Genomic DNA, 17,889 nt, shown 5'->3' with positions numbered 1-17,889 from the left:
CGTGGCGGCGCCGATCCGACCCCCGACCGGACCGGAGCGGCGCCGCCATGGCCGGTGCTCCGCGCGACGAGCGGGGTGACGGCGGGGTGAGAAGCCGTCGAGCCGCCGGCCGTCCGCTCGCAGACCCCGAGGCCAGGATCGGAGAGGAGTGGTCCCCGTGGTCGCTGTGCTGTCCCTGTTGGCGCTGACCTGCACGCTCGTCATCACGCTCTACGCCGCGTCGTTCTTCCTCACCCGGGTCCGCCAGCCGGCGCTCGTCCTGCCGTTCGAGTCCGGGGTGCTCCCGCAGCAGCACGCGGTCTCGCGGTACCACGCCCGCTGGTACGCCGTGACGATCCTCTTCCTCGCCTTCGACATGGAGATGGTCTTCATGTACCCGTGGGCGGTCGTCGTGGCGGAGATGGGTGCCAGCGCCGTCGCCGAGATGTTCGGCTTCCTGGCCGTCCTGGTGGTCGGGGTCGTCTACGTGTGGCGCGAGGGAGCGCTGCGATGGACGTGATCCGCCGAGTGCAGCGGTGGGCCTGGTCCCGGCCTCGCGTCCTGCTGGTCGACGCGCCGGGCGCCACCGACCTGAGGTGGACCGTGGAGGCGGAACTCGACCGCCGAGGCTGGGCCTGCGCGTCCTCACCTGCGGAGACGGACCTGCTCCTGGTCCTCGGCACTGCCGGTGAGGAGCTGTCCCGCGCCGTCGACGTCCTCTGGTCGCAGGTCCCGCAGCCGCGACACAGGTCGAGCGTCGGTTCCGGTACCGACGTCGGCCGAGTGCTCGACACCGCACGCGACGCCCTGCTCGCGACAGCAGCGGGTGCCCCGCTCGACGAGCAGACGCGCCCCTCGCCGGCGACCCTCCTCGGGCGGTCCGGCGACGAGGACGACGACCACGCCGCGATGGGCCACGAGGGTCATGCCGGCACGGGACACGCCGGCCACGCGGGCACGGACCACACAGGACACGCCGACGTGGACCGCACCGTCCACGCCGGCACGGACCGGCCGGACCCCGACGACGCCGACCACACCGGTCACGAGCACGGCGACCACCGTGAGCACGAGGACGCCGACGAGCCCGGGCACGGGGGCATCGAGCACGCCGACCACGAGGGCCTGGGACACAGCGACGTGGACCATGCCGACCCCGGCGAGTCGAGCCACGGCGAGCACGCCGACCACGGCGGCATGGACCACGGCGGCATGGGACACGGCGGCATGGGACACGGCGGCATGGGACACGGCGGGCACGGCGGGCACGGCGGCATGGACCACGGGAGCGCGGAGGTCGCCGGGCTCCCCATGGCCGGCACGGCCCCCGACCGCGACGGTCTCCAGCTGGACGTCCTGCACGTCACCCTCGGGCCGGTGCTCCCCGGCTGGCCCACGGGTCTCCTGGTGCGCGGGCAGCTGCAGGGCGACGTCCTGACCGACGTCTCGCTCTCCTGGGTCGACGCCGCCGACCACGTCGAGGGACACTCCGGCGACCGCCCGTCCGCGCGGCTGGAGGCGCTGGACCACCTGGCCCGGTTCCTGGACGTGGCCGGCTGGCCGGTGGCCGCGCGGGACGCTCGACGAGCGCGCGACGACCTGCGCGCCGCCGACCCGGACCTCGTGGACGCGGGGCACCGTCGCGCCGTGCGACTCGCGCGCCGCGTCCGCCGCTCGCGGACGCTGGCCTGGTCGGTCCGAGGGATCGGTGCGATGGCCGAGGACGGCGCGCACCACCTCCGCGGCGACGTCCTGGACCGGGTCCGGTGGTGGTGCGAGCTCGCCGCCGATCCCGAGATCGCGGTCGACGCCCGGCCCGAGCCGTCCCTGGGGCGCGTGGCGCACCTGCTCGAGGGCGCGGAACTGGCGGCTGCCCGGCTCGTCGTGGCCAGCGTGCCGCTGACCCGTCGGACGACCGGCGCACCGGTGGTGGCCGATGTCTGAGCCCGGTGAGGCCGTCGTGACCTCGGCGGCGGCCTGGGGGTCGTGGCCGGCCGTCCTCGCCATCACCGTCGTGGGCCTCCTGCTGGGGCTCCTCGTCGCCGCCGTCGACCGCGCCGTCCTGTCCGGCTCGGGCTCCGGCGTCCGGGCCGGCGCCGACGTGCTGCGGTCGGGGACGCGGCTGGTGATCGAGCAGCGGCGGACCACCCTGGCACCGGACCCCCTGCTCTGGCGGCTGGGGACCGCTGCGGTACCGATCCTGGCGCTGCTGTCCCTGGCCGTCGTGCCGATCGGCGGGCGCACGCTGCTGTCGACCAGTGCCGACCTCGTCTGGTTCAACGCGATGGAGGCCATCCTGTGGGCGGCGGTGTGGCTGGTCGGCTGGGGCCCCAACGCCGTCCACGCGCTGACCGGTGGGTACCGGTTCCTCATCCAGGGCCTGTCCTACGAGCTGCCGCTGATGTTCGCCCTCATCACCGTGGGGTTGGGCGCCCGGTCGCTGCGGACCACGGACGTGGTCGCCGCACAGGGTGACCTGTGGTTCGTGGTGACGATGCCGGTCGCGTTCGTCGTGTTCCTGGCCAGCGCCGCGGCGTTCGCGTTCTGGGGCCCGTTCGCCGCACCGGCCGGGCCGGACATCGCCGGCGGGGTCCGCTCGGAGCTGTCCGGGGTCGAGCGGCTCCTGCTGGACCTGGGCCGGGCGGTCTTCCTGGGCGCGTCCGCGGCGATGGCCGTGGCGCTGTTCCTCGGTGGGGACGCCGGCCCGTGGCTCCCCGGGCCGCTGTGGCAGCTGCTCAAGACCGTCGCGGTCGTCGTCCTGCTCGTCGTGGTCGGACGCCGGATCCCGCTCATCCGGCCCGACCGCCTCGTCGAGATCGGCTGGATGGTCCTCATCCCCGCCACGTTGCTGCAGGCCCTCGCCGTGGCCGTCCTCGTGCTGACCGGCTTCTACGCCTGACGGGCGGCGTCCGTTGCTGACGAAGGGAGAAGCGTGCTGACCGACCTCTCCGGCTGGGCCGTCGCGGCGGTGATCGCGCTCGGCGGGCTGTCCGTGGCCGCCGGGATCGCCGTGTTCGTCGTCGACTCCATGGCCCGGGCGACGTTCGCGCTGCTCGCGTCGTTCCTCGCCGTCACCGGCATCCTCGTGGCCGTCGAGCTGCCGTACCTGGCGTTCGTGACCGCGCTGATGATGACGATCGAGATGGCCGTCATGGCCGTCTTCATGGTCATGTTCATGATGAACCCGGCCGGCCTGGTGCCGATGACCATGGTCCACAACCCCCGTGGGTCGGCCGTCCTGGGCGCCGGTGTCTTCGCCGTGCTCACCGTGGGGATCTGGACGGTCGACTGGCCCACCCGCGGCGGGGAGCCGCCCGCCGACAGCACCATGCAGCTCGGTGAGGCGATCATGGGCAGCCACATGCTGGTCATGCTGGTGATCGGCGTGGCCCTGTTCGCCACGATCATCGCCGGCACGGTGCTGGCCACCGCCCGCGGCCGCTACGACCGCTTCGGGGCCGACCTCGACGCCGCCGCTCCGGACGACCCCGTCCCCGGAGGGCTGCCGCGATGACCGCGGAGCTGGTCCTGCAGATCGTCCTCACCGTCGCTGCCGCCCTGATCGGTGTGGGCGTGTTCGGCGCGCTGTCGCAGCAGTCGATCGTGATGATCATGATGGGGCTGGAGCTGGCGCTGAACGGCGTCCTCCTGGCCGGCGCCGCCGCCTGGTACTCCCTGGCTCCCGAGGCCCCGGACGGGCAGATGGTCGTCGTCGTCGCCCTGGTCGTCATGGCGGTGGAGATGGCCATGGGGTTCGCCGCCACCATCGCCATCTACCGGGCACGCCAGGTCGACGTGGTCGACATGGCCACGGACCTGCGCGGATGACCGGCGGAACGGGAGGCGGCGGCGCCCTGCTCGGCCTCCTGGTGAGCGTGCCGGCCCTGGTCGGTGTGGTCCTGCTGGTCACCGGCCGGCGCGCCGACCGCGCCGCCGGACCGCTGGCCGTGGTCACCACCGCGGGCGCCGTGGCCGCGGCCGTGGTGGTGGCCGAGGCTCGCCCGCGGCTGTCCGTGCCGTTCCTCGGCATCGTGCCCGGTGGCGACCTCCGCCTCGTGGTGGACGGGCTGTCGGCGATCCTGGTGGTCCTCGTCGCGGCGGTGGGCCTGCTGACCACGGTGTTCGCCGCCGTCGACCTGCCCGCGGACGCGGCGCGGGCCCGGTTCTCCGGGTACTTCCTGCTGTTCATCGCGGCGATGCTCGCGACGGTCACGGCGGCGACCGTGCCCGCCCTCCTCCTGGCCTGGGAGGTGATGGGGGCGACCTCGTACGCGCTGATCGGCTACCGCTGGCAGGACCCGGGGAAGCTGAACGCGGGTACCCGGGCATTCGTCGCGACGCGGGCCGGTGACCTGGGGCTGTACGTCGCCGCGGGAGCGGCCCTGGCCGGGACCGGGGGCCTGGTGCTCGCCGACCTGCCGGGAGCGCGGGATGGGTGGGCGGACCTCGCCGCCGCAGGCGTCCTCGCCGCCGCGCTCGGCAAGTCCGCGCAGCTGCCGTTCTCCGCATGGCTGTCCGGGGCGATGCAGGGCCCCAGCCCGGTCAGCGCCCTGCTGCACTCGGCCACGATGGTCGCCGCCGGCGGATACCTGCTGCTGCGCACCCAGCCGCTGCTGGAGGCCACCGGCTGGGCAGCCCCGGCGGCCGCCTGGGTCGGCGCCCTGACCGCGCTCGTGCTCGGCGCGGTCGCCCTCGCCCAGCGCGACCTCAAGCAGCTGCTGGCCGCGAGCACCGCGGCCCAGATCGGCTTCGTCGTGCTGGCCGCCGGGGTGGGGGCGACCGCGGGTGGCACCGCGCAGCTGGTGGCGCACGCCGCGGTCAAGGCGGGGCTGTTCGTGGCCGCCGGTGCCTGGCTCACCGCGCTGGGCACCAAGCAGCTCGTCGGGTTGCGCGGCGCCGCGCGCCGCCATCCGGGCGTCGGTGCCGCGGCCACCGTGGCCGGGCTCGCGCTGGCCGGGGTCCCGCCGCTGTCGCTGTGGGCGACCAAGGACGAGGTGCTCGCCGGGGTCGACGGTGCCGCGCTGCGGGTCGTGGGCCTGGCCGCCGCGGCGCTCTCCGCCGTCTATGCCGGACGGTTGCTGGCCGTCGTCCTCGCCCGCCCGGTGGGCGAGGAGCACCTCGACGAGGAGGAGCGCGGCACCCGCCGGGTGCCCACCGCCGGCACGGCGGTCGCCGTCGTGCTCGCGCTGTTCGCGGCCGGGCTCGGGGTGCTGGCGCTGCCGACGGTCGCCGAGCCGGTCCAGGCCGTGCTGGGTGTGGAGGGCGAGCCCTCCCCGACCCTCGGCGAACTGGTGCTCTCCGGTGGGCTGGCGGTCCTCGCTCTCGCCGGCACCGTCGTGTTCGTCCGCCGCCGGCCCGGTGCCGTGGCAGCGCTCGAGCGCAGTCCGTTGGGCAGCTGGGCGGGGCTGGGGACGCTGCTGTCCCCGCGACCGGCACTGGCGGTCGCCCGTGTGCTGGCGGCGATCGACGACCGTGTGGTCGATCGCGCGGTGGTGGGCGTCGCGGTGGGGGTCCGGCGGCTGGCCGGTCTGCTGTCCCGCGCCGATGGATCGGTCGTCGACGGCGGCGTGCGGGGGCTGGCCCGCGCCATCCGCCGCGCCGGTGCCGCGGCCCGTCGTCCGCAGACGGGCCTGCTGCACCAGTACTACGCCCAGGCCGTCGCCGGGCTGGGCCTCCTGTTCGCCCTCCTGCTGCTGGTGAGGTGACCGTGTTCCTGACCGTGGTGATCCTGCTGCCGGTGGCCGTCGCGGGGGTGTTGCTCGCCGTTCCGCGGCTGTCCGGGCGCGCGGCGTCCTGGACGTGGATCGCGGCCGCGAGCGTCGACCTCGCGCTCATCGGCTGGATGTGGTGGCGCTACGAGCCGGGGGAGGGGGCCTCCGGGGTCGTCGGTGGCATCGCCTACGAGGTCGACGTGCGCTGGATCCCCACCGTGGACGCCGGCTACCACATCGGCGTCGACGGGCTCTCGCTGCCGCTGCTCGCCCTCACCGGGGTGCTGTTCCTGGCGTGTGCCGTGTGGTCGATGCGGGAGGAGGACCGGCCGCGCAGCTTCGCCGCGCTGTTCCTGTTCCTGCAGACGGCCTGCCTGGGCACGTTCGCCGCGCTGGACCTGATCCTGTTCTTCGTCTTCTTCGACCTGACGATCGTCGGGATGTACTTCGTCATCGCCGGTTGGGGACACGGCGACGCCCGGCGCAGCGCGCTGACGTTCTTCCTCTACACGTTCGTCGGGTCGCTGGCGCTGCTCGTCGGGTTCATCGGGTTGTTCCTCGGCGGCGAGGAGCGCACCTTCGACATGGTCGCGCTGGCGCAGGACCCGCCGCTGGCCGACTCCCCGGTGGCGGGCGGGCTGGTGCTGCTGGCCATCGGGCTGGGGCTGGCGGTGAAGACGCCGCTGTTCCCGTTCCACACCTGGCTGCCCGATGCCCACACCGACGCGCCCGCTCCGGGGTCGGCGATCCTGGCCGGGGTGCTGCTCAAGCTCGGCACCTACGGGTTCGTGCGGATCGCGATGCCGATCCTGCCCGACGCCTGGCAGCGCTGGGCCACGGTGGTCGTCGTCCTGGGCGTGGTGAGCGTGCTGTGGGGCGCCTTCGTGGCGCTGGCCCAGACCGACGTCAAACGCATGATCGCGTACACCTCGGTCAACCACATGGGCTACGTGCTGCTGGGGCTCGGCGCCACCGGACTGGTCGCCGCGGCGGACGAGGCCGTCCGGACCGTCGCCACGGTGGGCGCTGCGTACCAGATGGTCAGCCACGGGCTGCTCACCGGAGCGCTGTTCCTGCTCAGCGGCGTGCTCTGGTCGCGGGGCAGGACCTACGACGTCGGCCGGTGGGGCGGCCTCGCCCGCCCTGCGCCGGTCTTCGCGGCGGCTCTGGCCGTCGCCGCCTTCGGCTCCCTCGGCCTGCCGGGCCTGTCCGGCTTCATCGCCGAGTTCCAGGTCTTCGCCGGTGCGCTCCCGGCCGCTCCGGTGGCCACCGTCGTCGCGGTCGTCGGCATCCTGGTGACCGCCGGCCTGTTCCTGCTGGCCCTGCAGCGGCTGCTCACCGGGCCGCTGGTCGTGCCGGCCGGCCAGGAGGGGAACGCAGCAGCACCGGAGGCCGGAGCTGACGAGGCGGCTCCCGTGCAGCGGCCCGCGCCCTCCGGACGGGACGGCGCCACGGCGACCCTGGAACGTGACTCGGCGGGGACGCGGGTCCGCGTCCGGGACCTGTCCGGGCGGGAGGTGGCCGCCGTGGTCCCCCTCCTCGCGCTGTCGGTGCTGCTCGGGTTGTTCCCGCGTCTCCTGCTCGACGTGGTGGAACCGGCGGCTGCGGCGGTCGCGCAGCTGGTGTCCCGGTGACCGGCGACCCGGGCGCCGAGTTCCTGGCGCTGCTGCCCGAGCTGGTCCTGATGGCCGGCGCGGTCGGTGGACTGCTGCTCGGGCTGTGGACGCCGCAGCGCCGGCAGTGGCGGGTACGTGCGCTCGCCGTGCTGGCCTGCCTGGGCAGTGCGGTCGCCGCCGCGTCGGTGCTGCCCGGTCCGGCCACGGCCGTCTTCGAGGGCACCTGGACGGTCGACACCACCACGGGCGTCGTCCGGATCACCGTGGCCCTGGCCACCGCCGTCGCGATGGTGCTCGCCGCGCCGTCGGTGGCAGGTCATCCCCGGGAGACCGAGGCCTACGTGCTGATGCTGCTCGCCGCGCTCGGCACCACCGCCCTGGCCGCGGCCAGCGACGTGCTGCTGCTGATGGCCGCGTTCCTGCTCGCCAGCTTCCCGCTCTACGCGCTGGCCGGCTTCGCCAAGGACCGCAGGGGGACCGAGGCGACGCTGAAGTACTACCTGATGGGCGCCCTCAGCGGCGTCCTGATGATGATCGGCATCGCGGCCCTCGTGCTCGCCTCGGGCTCGACCGGCTACGCCGCCCTCGCCCTCGGTCTGCCGGACGCCTCCGCTCCGCTCGTCGCGGTCGGCGTGCTGGGTGTGCTGATCGGAGTGGCCTTCAAGGCCGGTGCGGTGCCGGTGCACTTCTGGGTCCCCGACGTCACTGCCGGGACCACGCCGGCGATGGCCGCGTTCATCACCACCGTCCCCAAGCTGGGGGCGGTCGCGGCGGCCTTCCGGCTGCTCACCGAGCCGTTCGTCGCCGTCCCGGTCGACGCGCCGCTCCTCGTGGCCGTGCTCGCCGCCGCCAGCATGACCCTCGGCAACCTCGCCGCCTTCACGCAGACCGAGGTGCTGCGGCTGCTGGCCTACTCCACGGTGAGCCAGGTCGGGTACCTGTTCGTGGTGGTCGCCGTCGCGGCCCGCTCCGACCTCGCCGTCCCGGCGCTGGTGGTCTACCTGGCCGGCTACGCCGTCACGAACATCGGCGCCTTCGCCGCGGTGGCCGCGGCGCCGGCCGCCCGGACCATCCCCGACTGGACCGCCGCGGTGGCACGGCGGCGGCCGCTGGTCGTCAGCCTGGTCGTCTGCCTGCTGGGGCTGGTCGGGACGCCGCCGACGGCCGTGTTCGTCGGCAAGCTCGCCGTCTTCTCCGCCGCCTGGGACGGGGCGATGGTCTGGCTGGTCGTGCTGGCTGCGGTCAACACCGTCGCCAGCCTCTTCTACTACCTGCGCTGGATCACGCCCGGCGCACTCGGCGCGCCCGCCGAGGAGGACCTCGGAGCCGCCGACGCCGGTCCCACCGGCGGCCCGACGGCGACGAGGACCGCGCAGCGCACGGCCGTGCAACCGGCCGTCGTCCTGCACTCGGCCGCCATCACCTCGGTGCTCCTCGGCGTCGGCGCCGGCCTGTGGCTCGCCCTCGCCCTGCCCGCCTGACGGACCGGACGCCGGTGCGTCGTGTACGTGACGAGCGCCTGTCCGGTCCCGGGCAGCTCGACCAGCGGCGACGCCGGCGGCCCCCGTGTGGGCGTGGGGACGCCGACGACACTCCAGCGGCCTTCACCCGTCCGCGCCGTGCCCGCCGCCCACTGCTGGGTCCGGGGTCGATCCCATCAGCTGGAGGAGGAGCCCGAGCGCTCGGAGGTGGCCGGCCCGCACCGCGGCCTGCAGCGCCCGCCCGCCATCACTCCCACTGCCGGCCATGGCCACGGCTGTGAGCATGGCCGCCGACATGTGGTGTCCGCTGGCCACGGTGACCCAGTGCCGGTCGAACGCCGTGCCGGTCAGCGACCGCAGCGTCTCCACGTGCAACCGGTTCATCCGCTCGATCCGGGGCTCCGGCGCTGTGGCCGTCACCTCGGCTGCGTCCACGATCTGCTGCAGCCGGGCGAGGTCCTCCTCCTGGGCCGACTTCGAGACAGCGGCGAACTGCCGCAGCTCCTCCCTCGTCGCCCTGTCCATCGCGAGCTCGGACATCTCGACACCTGCGTTGAGGTGGTGCACGAGCGCGGCCGCCCAGATCGCGTCCGACGCCGACAGCCGGCCGACCGCCGCGGTCGCCGGGTGGGGAGGCGACTCGAGCGGGTCGACGGCGGAGGCCATCGCGCGCCACGGGGTCCATCCGACCTGTCCGGGCCCCTCAGGCACCTCGGGTGCCTCCATCCCGGTCGGCCTCGGCCACCCCCGCTCGGCGGCCACTATCGCCCATAGTTGTCCGGGCAGGCCCTGCAGGTCAACGCTCGTCGGTGCCGCCAGGGCCGTCCCAGCTGAGACGGCCGTGGTCCACCTCAGCGCCCGACGGGGGCATCCCTGCGGCAGCTCGGTCGCCCAGCTCCGGCTCGCGCCGATCCGGGCACCTCGCCCGCCGTCTGGGGGCCGCCGTGGTGGAGCGCGGGCAGTCTCCCGGGTGGTCACTCCTGTGGCGCGGTGGCCAGACCCACCCCCGTCTCCTCCGACGACACCTCCTCAGCTCGGGGCAGGAGCAGGGTGAACACCGGTGGCGCTGTTCGGGAGAGGGTGAGTCGGCCCTGCTCGGCCTCGGCGAGCCGGCGTGCCAGGTGCAGTCCCATCCCGTGTCCCTCGTGCACGTCGGTCCGCCCGCCGAAGACCACCGCCGTCGCGTCCTGTGGACCCGGGCCCTCGTCGGAGACGTCGACCGCGACGGCCCCCGAGGCCTCCCGGACGACGACTGCGACGGTGCCCTGGCCGTGCGTGGTGGCGTTGTCGACCAGCACGCCCAGCACCTGGCGGACGGCCGCGGTCGACCCGCGAGCTCGCGGAGCGCCGGGATCGACCTGCACGTCGAGGTCGCGCCCGTGCAGTGCCAGGCGCGCGCCCCACTCAGGCGACAACTCGCCGAGCAGCGCGCCGAGGTCGATGGGGGCGGCCGACGCGGCCTGGCCGGCGCGAGCCAGCGTCAGCACCTCGTCGATGATCGTCCCCAGGCGGTCGGCGTCGACCAGGCTGGCGGCGATCGCGGGGCGGGGGTCGACGTCGGTCTGATCGAGCGCGGCCTCGAGGCGCAGCCGCATCCCGGCCAGGGGGGTGCGGAGTTGGTGGGAGGCGTCGGCGGAGAAAGCCCGTTCGCGTGCGAGCAGGTCGTCCAGCCGGGCCGCGGTCGCGTCGAGGGCTGCGCCGACGGCGTCGATCTCCTCGATCCCACCCCTGCGGTTCCGGACGCTGAAGTCGCCGTCGCCCAGGCGGCGGGCGCTCTCCTCGAGGTCCTCCAGCGGCCGCGCCAGGCGGCGAGCCTGCCACCGTCCCACCAGCACGGCGACGGTCACCGCTGCACACGCCAACGCCGCCATGGCCGCCCAGATGGGCACGACCTCCCTGAGCACGTCCGTTCGTGGCTCGGAGACCACCACCGCACCGACGACGTCGTCCCCGTGGGTCACCGGGACAGCCGCGACCAGGACGTCGGCTCCGGCGCCGACCTCGATGTCTCCGTCCAAGGCCCGGGCCAGGGCCCCGGCGTCACCGTCGGACACAGCGCCGGCCAGGCGTCGACCCGACTCGTCGAACACGGCCGCGGTGAGGTGCTCTCCGTCCTCGCCGATGTCGGTCAGGGCGTCAGGGGCGATCGCTGAGCCCTCCTCCACATCAGCGGCGACGTCGATCGCCACGTCGCTCGCCACCCTGACCAGATGACCGCGCTCCTCGTTCGTGAGGTACTCCAGGGCCCCGACGCCCAGGGGCACACCGAACAGGCAGGTGGCGAGAACCGAGGCCAGCACGGCCACGCCGATGATCCGAGTGCGCATGGGCGTCATCTCCGTTCCGCAGCCGCCCAGCGGTGCGGTTCTCGGCGGTCGCCAGGATGCAGCCCCCGGCCGGCGCTGTCGGACCCTCCGTGCGCGGTGACCGGTCGCAGGTGCTCCGGCCCGCGCGAGGAACAGGGCGGGGTCTGCGTCTGACGTCCGGTGGAGGGGAGCCCACCAGGGAGGGCACGGACGTGTCGTCCCTGTTCGCATCCGTCCCGGGCGCCGGCACTCGCTGGGTCCACGGCACCGAACGCCCGGCGGTGTCGCTCGACCGCTCCGTGCGGCACAGCGGGCACCCCGTGCCGGACACCGCGAGTGCGCTCCGACGTCACGTCGTGCACCGGAGTCCGCCCCTTCGTGCGGGGCAGCGAGCAGTCGTCAGACCGCCGGCGCGGGCGTGCGGACGGACAACCCGGCTGCCTGGTTGGAACTCCAGGTGAGCAGCCGCTCCAGCGGGCCGCGGCCGATCAGCCGCCGCCAGGCCACCGCGAAGACGACCACCCCGGCGGTGGAGGCGAGCCAGACGCGGCCGCCGAAGGACCCGTCCGGGGGGAAGACCCGGAAGGCCACGATCTGGAGGCTGTACGCCGTCAAGGCCATCGCGCCCACGGATGCGACGGGGTGGGTCAGGCGGGGGAAGGCCTCGGCGACCACCAGGCACACCGCGATGACGGCGGTCGCGAGACCGGCCGAGGCCAGCAACCAGAACGGTGTCCCGCTGTGCGGGTGCGACCCGCTCAGCCAGCTCCAGTCCCACTGCCCGGCACTGTGCTCGTTCCACCCCGGCATGCGCCCGGACGCATCCACGGGCTCGGGGAAGGCCACGCCGTCGGCGAGCAGTTGGGTGCTCAGCCAGCCGAGCGAGTAGCCCGCGACCGCCGCCGCTGTGCCGGCGAGGAGGAGGACGGCCCGGACCCGGCGGGCGGAGAGGTCGAGCCGGCCGACGGCCAGGCCCACCAGGACGAACACCCACCACCACAGGGCGGGGTAGGCACCGGTGAGGACCAGGAAGGTGAACGCCGTTTCGGCCTCGGTCACGATCGCCACCTGCGACAGCAGCAGGGACGCGGGCGGGGCGACCACGGCCAGGCCCGCGGCCAGCATCAGCAGATGGCGCGGGGACCACCGGAGGAACGGCAGCGCCAGCACGAAGAGGACCGCGTACACGCCGAGGATGACCTCGACCTCCGTGCCGAGCAGTTCCAGCACCCCGCCGATGAGGAACACCCAGGCCGCGCGGACCATGATCCGCTTCCGTGCGCGGACCAGCTCGTCCCCGGACGGTGGTCGCGTTCCCCCGGCGAGCAGCGCGATGGAGACCCCGGCCAGGACGCCGAACAACGCCGCGGGCCGGCCGTAGACGAGGGCCTGCCAGCTCGACGGCGACCAGGACAGGTTCTCGGTCAGGTCCAGGTGAGCGCCGATCATCCCCAGGACCGCCAGGCCGCGCGCGAGGTCCAGCCCGCTGATGCGGACCTTGCCGGCAGTTCGGGAGCTTCGGTGTCTGGCCGACGCGGGTGGTCCAGCCCGGGTAGTACTAACGATCGTCTGAGTGCCCATGGCGGGCACCGTAGGAGCCGCCGATCGGACCGCGCCGCAGCCCGAGGCTCCTTTGCCGAGTCCTTGCCCTCCGATGAGGCGCTGCTCGCCTCGATCGCAGGGATCTCCGGAGACGACGACACGCCCCCTCCCGCCCCTGCGGGGAGGAGCCGCTCGAGGTCCTCGGTCGGATGCAGGGGACGGAGGGCTCCCCGCACCAGGAGGGCGCCCGGGGACCGGTCCGGAGGTGGTCGGCAGCCGCACCGCAGGCCGCGACGACCCCGGGACCGGCCGGCTCAGACGGTCGTGGCGAGGCTGTCGGTGTAGCCGTCGTAGGCGAGCGTCGTGGTGGCCACCGTCTCACCGTCCACGATCCGGTTGATCCGGAAGGCGGCGATGTCGGCCTTGTGCACGACCCGGTCGCCGGCGGCCGTGCACACCTCGTTGAAGACCACCGACGTCACGTTGCCGGCACGTAGGCAGGCGGTGATGCTCTCGCCGTCCCGGGTCTGCACGTCGATCGAGTACTCACCCCGAGGTGCCGCTCCCCACTGCAGGGCGACGGTGTTGATCGTGTTCAGGGAGCCGTCGGCCTTGAACACCAGAGGCTGCACGTAGACGTCGCGGCCGGCGAAGACGCCGGTGGGGCTGAACCGGCCGACGTGGTACAGCGTGTAGAACTGGCCGTGCCGGTCGGTGACGGTGTTGTGCCCCTGGTTCTCGATCAGCTGCCCGTCGTGCGTCTTGAGCGGCGACGAGAGGGAGTACCGCTCGCGCTCGCGGGTCAGGTCGCTCACCTGGGCAGCCATGACGTAGCTCATCGCGTACTCGCTCCGGTAGTGCCCCTGGCTGTAGACGAGGTAGTGCCGGCCGTCACGGCCGAAGAGGGTGGGCGCCTCGTTGACGCCCTCCTCGGCCGGTGTGGTCGGCCGGGTCACCTCGAAGAGCTCCTCCGGTGCGTCGAGTGGGTAGGCCGACACCACGTTGCCGCCCTCCGGGAGGAACCAGGTGTAGTGCATCCACCGGCGGGAGCCGTCGAAGTACACCGACGGGTCCAGCCGCATCGCCTTGTCGCACCCGTCGGCCGGGCAGCCCGCCGTCACGTGGGTGCGGGGGTACCCCGTGTCCCCGTTGATCGTCTGCGGTGCACCGAACTGCATGTCGTCGTTCGTCGCCGGCGCCGTCGCGTAGAAGATCGTCGGCGCGCTGTCGTCCGAGGGGCAGGGCTCGCCCTTGGACACGCGGTTGGCCACGAAGTGGAGGACGTAGTGGTCGCCCTGCTTGTCCAGGTCCGGCGCCCACTTGGCGCAGTAGTGGTAGAGGGGGTCGTGCTCGCTGGGGTCGTAGCGGCGCAGCAGGCTGAACGTCTGCAGATCGGTCGAGGTGTAGATCGGCAGGACGTCCTCGGGCGACGTCCCGGACAGGAAGTACAGGTCGTCGTCGACCTTGTAGACGTCGGGGTCGGCGAGCCCCTCGACGGCGAGCTGCCGGCCGTACGGCGAGCTCTCGGCGTGCGCGGGGTCGGCGCCGACGCCCGCCAGCAGCGGCAGGAGGACGGCGAGCAGGCCGGGCAGCGTGAGCGCCTGACGGCGGCAGCGGGGACGCCGGCGCCCGGCACCGCGGACGCGAAGGGTGCTCGTACCCGGCATCGTGCCCTCCCAGGGGCGGTGGTGCCCTCGGACGACGTCGCGCGGAGGCGTCCCGTACCGCGGCAGGTGCCGGCGTCGTGGGGCCGTCGGGCGGACCCGACGAATATGGCACGCCGGGTGGGCCGGTGGGGACCGACGAGCACGCACGAGCGGACCCACGGGATCGCCGACCGCAGGGACCAGGCACCGCGATCCCGTCGTCCTCGCGACCCCGGCGCCGGACGGTGCAGGTGATCGCCGGCGGTGGCGGGAGGCCGCTGCCCCGAGGTCACGGGCGCGCTCGAGGGCCGCTCGGCAGCCGCACGCCGAGCGGCCCTCGATGACCGAGGCCGGAGCCCAGGCCATCCCGACCGATCAGGTGATCGTGATGGTGATCGTGCGGCTGCCGGTCAGGTGGATGGCCTCACCGGCGACCGTGGGCGCGCCACCGGTGCGCGTGGCCGGTGCCGAGCCCCCCGACTCGCCGCCGGACCGGCCTTCGCCGCTGCCGTGGGGTCCGACCATCGCTCCATCGGGACCGGCCGTGCCGACGGTGAGGGGGAACACGGGCGTCGAGGGACGCCAGAACGTGTAGGTCCAACTCGAAGCCCACCGGTGCGACCACGAACTCGACGTCCCGTGGGCCTTGAGCAGCAGCCCGGTGAAGCGGATGTCCTGGCCGCTGCGTGGCAGGAGCACAGTGCCCGACTCGGGCCGGTACTCGAACCGATCGATCTCGCTCGACCCGTCGGGTGTGAGTGAGGTCAGGGCGAACGAGTCGACCCGCACGGTGTTGATCCCGGGGTTGTAGAGGCGGACGTCGACGCGCATGAACGCCTGGCCTCCGATGAACTCGGCCGTTGGGACGACGTCGGACCAGAGCCGACTGGCTGCCTCCACCGCAGCGCGTGCGTCGACGCGCCCGAAGCCGGTGAACTGGTCGTGGCCGGCGGCGCCGAGGTCGCGCGCGGTCAGCTTGAGGATGTCCTCGACCTCCCAACCGCGCAGGCCGGGATCGACCGACAGGACCAGCGCGGCGATCCCGGCGACGTGCGGGGCGGCCGCCGAGGTGCCCCAGAAGTTCGACACGTAGTTCCCGCCGCCGTAGCCGGCGGCGCCCGTGATGTCGGTCGTGTGGACGTGGACCCCGGGTGCGACCACGTCGACCTCGGGCCCGTAGTTCGACCCCCACCCGGTCTCGCCATCGAGGCTGGTCCTGCTCTTCCGCTGGTCCCACTCGTTGGAGGCCCCGACAGCCAGCAGGCCCCTGACCGACGGCGACAGGCGGGCCGGGTAGACGACGCCGAGCGTGTCCTCGTTGCCGGTTGCGGCCGTCATGACGCAGCCGAGGCCGCCGCGGCCGTTCGTGGCCGCGTACTGGAAGGCGTTGGTCACCGCGGTGCTGGGCATCACGTAGTAGCTGTTCGACAGGACGTCGGCCCCTCGGTCCACCGCTGTGCGCACGCCGCTGGCCACCTTGGCGCTGTCGGTGTCCCACAAGCCGTCAGGCAGGCCCTTGGCGATGCGGACGGGCAGCACCGGACAGCCGGGAGCCACACCGACGCCGCCCTTGCCGTTGTCCTTCTTCGCCGCCACGATCCCCGAGCACGCCGTCCCGTGGGCGTCGTTGCCATGGGGACGGGGATCGTTGTCACCGTCGTAGGCATCGAAGCCCGGCAGGCGGAAGGTGATGTCCTCGTGGGCGGTGTCGGTGCCCTGGTCGACCACCGCGACGGTGACGGCGGAGTTGCCGGTGGTGATGGTCCATGCCTCCGGAGCCCGGATCTTGGTCAGGCCCCACTGGGAGGCGAAGCCGGGATCCGCGACCCGCCCGTCCAGGGAGGCGCGTTCTGGGGTGACGAGCGCGCTCAGGTCGTCGACGGGCCGCGCAGGTGCCGGCACGGCGTCGGCGAGCGTGCGCATCGGTCCAGGCTGCCTGCTGATCTGCACGAAGTTGGGTTCGGCGTAGTCGACGAGGTCCTCGTCGTGGAGGGCGTTGGCCGCGTCGACAGCCGCGTCGCCTCCGTCCACGTGCACGAGGAAGGCGCCGGGCTCGGGGTGGTCGGGCCGCACCACCGTGGCGCCGTGACGGTCCAGGACGGCCCGGACGGCGGCGCTCTCGGCGCCGCCGTGGAACTTCACGATCACCTCGCCGGCCGACACGAGGTACACGCCGGGAGCACTGTCCGTCTCGAACACGGTGGGCCCGCTGACGAGGCGCTCGTCGTCCTCGACCGCCATGCGGAGCCGGTCGGCCGAGCGTGCGGCGCCGGCGGCGTGGCCACTGGTGCCGACGAGGAGGAGACCTCGCTCGGGCAGGGGGATCACCCGTTCCGCAGCCGCCATCCCGGCGATCCGATCGGCGGCCGCCGCCAGCTCTGCTGCCCCGCCCGGTGCCGGCTCGACGGCGAGGAAGGCCGACGACGGGGTCAGCGCCACCCGTTCGCCGTCGGCCCAGTACGACCGCCGACCATCGCGGAACGCATCCTGGGAGCGGCTGTCCGACATGTCACGTCTCCTCGTGTCCGGTGCTCAGTGGGTGCGGCCGGGGGACGGGGGACGACCGTGGGTCGACCGTCCAGCCCCCCATCCCGACGCCCACAGGCTCCGAGGCGCCTGTCATGACGACGTCACCGGTCCATCACCGAGCCGAGGACTCGTCCTGCCTCGGGATCGACCCGCGGGGTCGGTGGTCCTGGGGGTCAGCGACACCGGAGGTCCGGCGGCTCGAGGGCCGGACGCACCGGGTGCCGCGACCGACCAGCCCCTGCGCGTCCGGACCGACCGGGCGCCGTGGCGAGCCCTCAGGGGCGACGCGTCGGGCCGACCAGCGGAGCGCTCAGACCTCACCGGTGCGCACACCGGTGTCGCGCCTCCGCCGAGCCGTCAGGTCCGGTCGGCGGGCGGGTCGGCTGTGGGACACGTGCCGAGGAGGGCTCCGGCGAGGAGGTGCTGCCGGTGCAGCTCCGCTGCTCCGACCAGCTGCTGCTCGTCCCCGGCGAGGAAGGCGTCGAGCATCACCTGGTGCTCGGCCTGCAGGGTCTTCTGCCCCGTCTCGTCCAGTTTGTTCGCTGCCCGGTAGGTCTCGGTGGCGTCCCACAGGCCGTCGAGCAGACGGAGGAGGCGCGGCATGCGGCAGGAGGCGAGGACGACGGCGTGGAAACGCCGGCCGTTGTCGCTGAAGGCGTTGACCTGTCCTCGGGCGAGCGCGTCCTCGGCCGCCGCGCAGGCCTCGTGGGCCGCTGCGCGGTCGGCGTCCGTGGCGTTTGCCACCGCTCGCCGCAGGGCCTCGTCCTCGAGCAGCGCGCGGAGGTAGTAGATCTCCTCGAGCTCCTCGGCGGTCAGGCTCGGGACGGCGAAGCCCACGTGGGGCCGGTGCGTCACGAGCCCTTCTCCCTCGAGGATCATGAGGGCCTCGCGGACCGGGATCCGGCTGACTCCCAGGGCCGCCGCCACCGCGTCGACCCGGATCACGGTCCCCGGCGGCAGCTCACCGTCGTTGATCCGGCGCCGCAGCTCCCGGAGGACCGCCTCCTGCATGGTCTGCGGTCGGAACGTCGTCACCACCTGCCACCTCGCTCTGCTGACCTGTGTGGCAGGTAGTCTCC

At 73.8% G+C, this 17,889-nt stretch carries 14 protein-coding genes; 8 read left to right on the top strand and 6 right to left on the bottom strand.

Annotation, left to right across the window (positions count from 1 at the left end):
• Positions 1–157: 157 nt before the first annotated feature.
• Genes ACI79G_RS01320 through ACI79G_RS01285 form a run of 8 tightly spaced genes read left to right on the top strand, consistent with a single transcriptional unit; the run spans position 158 to position 8,787 of the window.
• Positions 158–499, top strand: coding sequence for an NADH-quinone oxidoreductase subunit A (locus ACI79G_RS01320; protein WP_456879005.1), 342 nt, complete (start codon positions 158–160; stop codon positions 497–499).
• Positions 490–1,923 carry a hypothetical protein gene (locus ACI79G_RS01315; RefSeq protein WP_456879003.1) on the top strand — a complete coding sequence of 478 codons (1,434 nt, stop codon included), beginning with the start codon at positions 490–492 and terminating at the stop codon, positions 1,921–1,923. Before ACI79G_RS01320 ends, ACI79G_RS01315 begins: the two co-directional genes overlap by 10 nt.
• On the top strand, positions 1,916–2,878 hold the full coding sequence (locus ACI79G_RS01310) for an NADH-quinone oxidoreductase subunit H (protein WP_456879002.1): 963 nt from the start codon (positions 1,916–1,918) through the stop codon (positions 2,876–2,878). The genes ACI79G_RS01315 and ACI79G_RS01310 overlap by 8 nt, the downstream gene beginning before the upstream one ends.
• Positions 2,879–2,911: 33 nt before the next feature.
• Positions 2,912–3,493 carry an NADH-quinone oxidoreductase subunit J gene (locus tag ACI79G_RS01305; protein WP_456879000.1) on the top strand — a complete coding sequence of 194 codons (582 nt, stop codon included), beginning with the start codon at positions 2,912–2,914 and terminating at the stop codon, positions 3,491–3,493.
• Positions 3,490–3,807 carry an NADH-quinone oxidoreductase subunit NuoK gene (locus ACI79G_RS01300; RefSeq protein ID WP_456878998.1) on the top strand — a complete coding sequence of 106 codons (318 nt, stop codon included), beginning with the start codon at positions 3,490–3,492 and terminating at the stop codon, positions 3,805–3,807. The genes ACI79G_RS01305 and ACI79G_RS01300 overlap by 4 nt, the downstream gene beginning before the upstream one ends.
• The gene (locus ACI79G_RS01295) at positions 3,804–5,684 is read left to right on the top strand and encodes a proton-conducting transporter transmembrane domain-containing protein (RefSeq protein ID WP_456878996.1); all 1,881 of its coding nucleotides are present in this window, start codon (positions 3,804–3,806) and stop codon (positions 5,682–5,684) included. Before ACI79G_RS01300 ends, ACI79G_RS01295 begins: the two co-directional genes overlap by 4 nt.
• Positions 5,681–7,324, top strand: coding sequence for a complex I subunit 4 family protein (locus ACI79G_RS01290; RefSeq protein ID WP_456878994.1), 1,644 nt, complete (start codon positions 5,681–5,683; stop codon positions 7,322–7,324). The genes ACI79G_RS01295 and ACI79G_RS01290 overlap by 4 nt, the downstream gene beginning before the upstream one ends.
• Entirely contained in the window at positions 7,321–8,787 is a 1,467-nt protein-coding gene (locus ACI79G_RS01285) for an NADH-quinone oxidoreductase subunit N (RefSeq protein ID WP_456878993.1), read from the top strand. Before ACI79G_RS01290 ends, ACI79G_RS01285 begins: the two co-directional genes overlap by 4 nt.
• Before the next feature lie 123 nt (positions 8,788–8,910).
• Here the strand turns inward: ACI79G_RS01285 and ACI79G_RS01280 are convergent, their stop codons facing one another.
• From ACI79G_RS01280 to ACI79G_RS01255, 6 genes are all read right to left on the bottom strand, one after another.
• Positions 8,911–9,453 (bottom strand): DUF305 domain-containing protein, encoded by a 543-nt coding sequence (locus tag ACI79G_RS01280; protein ID WP_456878991.1) that lies wholly within the window; start codon positions 9,451–9,453, stop codon positions 8,911–8,913.
• A 308-nt stretch (positions 9,454–9,761) separates the two neighbouring features.
• Positions 9,762–11,114 carry a histidine kinase dimerization/phospho-acceptor domain-containing protein gene (locus ACI79G_RS01275; RefSeq protein WP_456878989.1) on the bottom strand — a complete coding sequence of 451 codons (1,353 nt, stop codon included), beginning with the start codon at positions 11,112–11,114 and terminating at the stop codon, positions 9,762–9,764.
• Positions 11,115–11,492: 378 nt separating this feature from the next.
• Complete coding sequence (locus ACI79G_RS01270) at positions 11,493–12,674, bottom strand: heparan-alpha-glucosaminide N-acetyltransferase domain-containing protein (protein ID WP_456878987.1); 1,182 nt, start codon at positions 12,672–12,674, stop codon at positions 11,493–11,495.
• A gap of 275 nt (positions 12,675–12,949) precedes the next feature.
• On the bottom strand, positions 12,950–14,302 hold the full coding sequence (locus ACI79G_RS01265; RefSeq protein WP_456878985.1) for a family 43 glycosylhydrolase: 1,353 nt from the start codon (positions 14,300–14,302) through the stop codon (positions 12,950–12,952).
• 354 nt (positions 14,303–14,656) lie between these two features.
• Positions 14,657–16,789 (bottom strand): S8 family serine peptidase, encoded by a 2,133-nt coding sequence (locus ACI79G_RS01260; protein WP_456878983.1) that lies wholly within the window; start codon positions 16,787–16,789, stop codon positions 14,657–14,659.
• A 378-nt stretch (positions 16,790–17,167) separates the two neighbouring features.
• Positions 17,168–17,845, bottom strand: coding sequence for a GntR family transcriptional regulator (locus ACI79G_RS01255; RefSeq protein ID WP_456878981.1), 678 nt, complete (start codon positions 17,843–17,845; stop codon positions 17,168–17,170).
• Positions 17,846–17,889 lie beyond the last annotated feature (44 nt).

The organism is Geodermatophilus sp. SYSU D00779 (assembly GCF_054050595.1).
The sequence above is the reverse complement of the archived record's forward strand: the minus strand, read 5'-3'. Positions and strand labels throughout refer to the sequence as shown.

Coding starts and splice junctions, on each gene's coding strand:
- ACI79G_RS01315 (WP_456879003.1), top strand. CDS start 490: ATGGACGTGATCCGCCGAGTGCAGCGGTGGGCCTGGTCCCGGCCTCGC.
- ACI79G_RS01310 (WP_456879002.1), top strand. CDS start 1,916: ATGTCTGAGCCCGGTGAGGCCGTCGTGACCTCGGCGGCGGCCTGGGGG.
- ACI79G_RS01300 (WP_456878998.1), top strand. CDS start 3,490: ATGACCGCGGAGCTGGTCCTGCAGATCGTCCTCACCGTCGCTGCCGCC.
- ACI79G_RS01295 (WP_456878996.1), top strand. CDS start 3,804: ATGACCGGCGGAACGGGAGGCGGCGGCGCCCTGCTCGGCCTCCTGGTG.
- ACI79G_RS01280 (WP_456878991.1), bottom strand. CDS start 9,453: ATGGCCTCCGCCGTCGACCCGCTCGAGTCGCCTCCCCACCCGGCGACC.
- ACI79G_RS01275 (WP_456878989.1), bottom strand. CDS start 11,114: ATGCGCACTCGGATCATCGGCGTGGCCGTGCTGGCCTCGGTTCTCGCC.
- ACI79G_RS01270 (WP_456878987.1), bottom strand. CDS start 12,674: ATGGGCACTCAGACGATCGTTAGTACTACCCGGGCTGGACCACCCGCG.
- ACI79G_RS01265 (WP_456878985.1), bottom strand. CDS start 14,302: ATGCCGGGTACGAGCACCCTTCGCGTCCGCGGTGCCGGGCGCCGGCGT.
- ACI79G_RS01260 (WP_456878983.1), bottom strand. CDS start 16,789: ATGTCGGACAGCCGCTCCCAGGATGCGTTCCGCGATGGTCGGCGGTCG.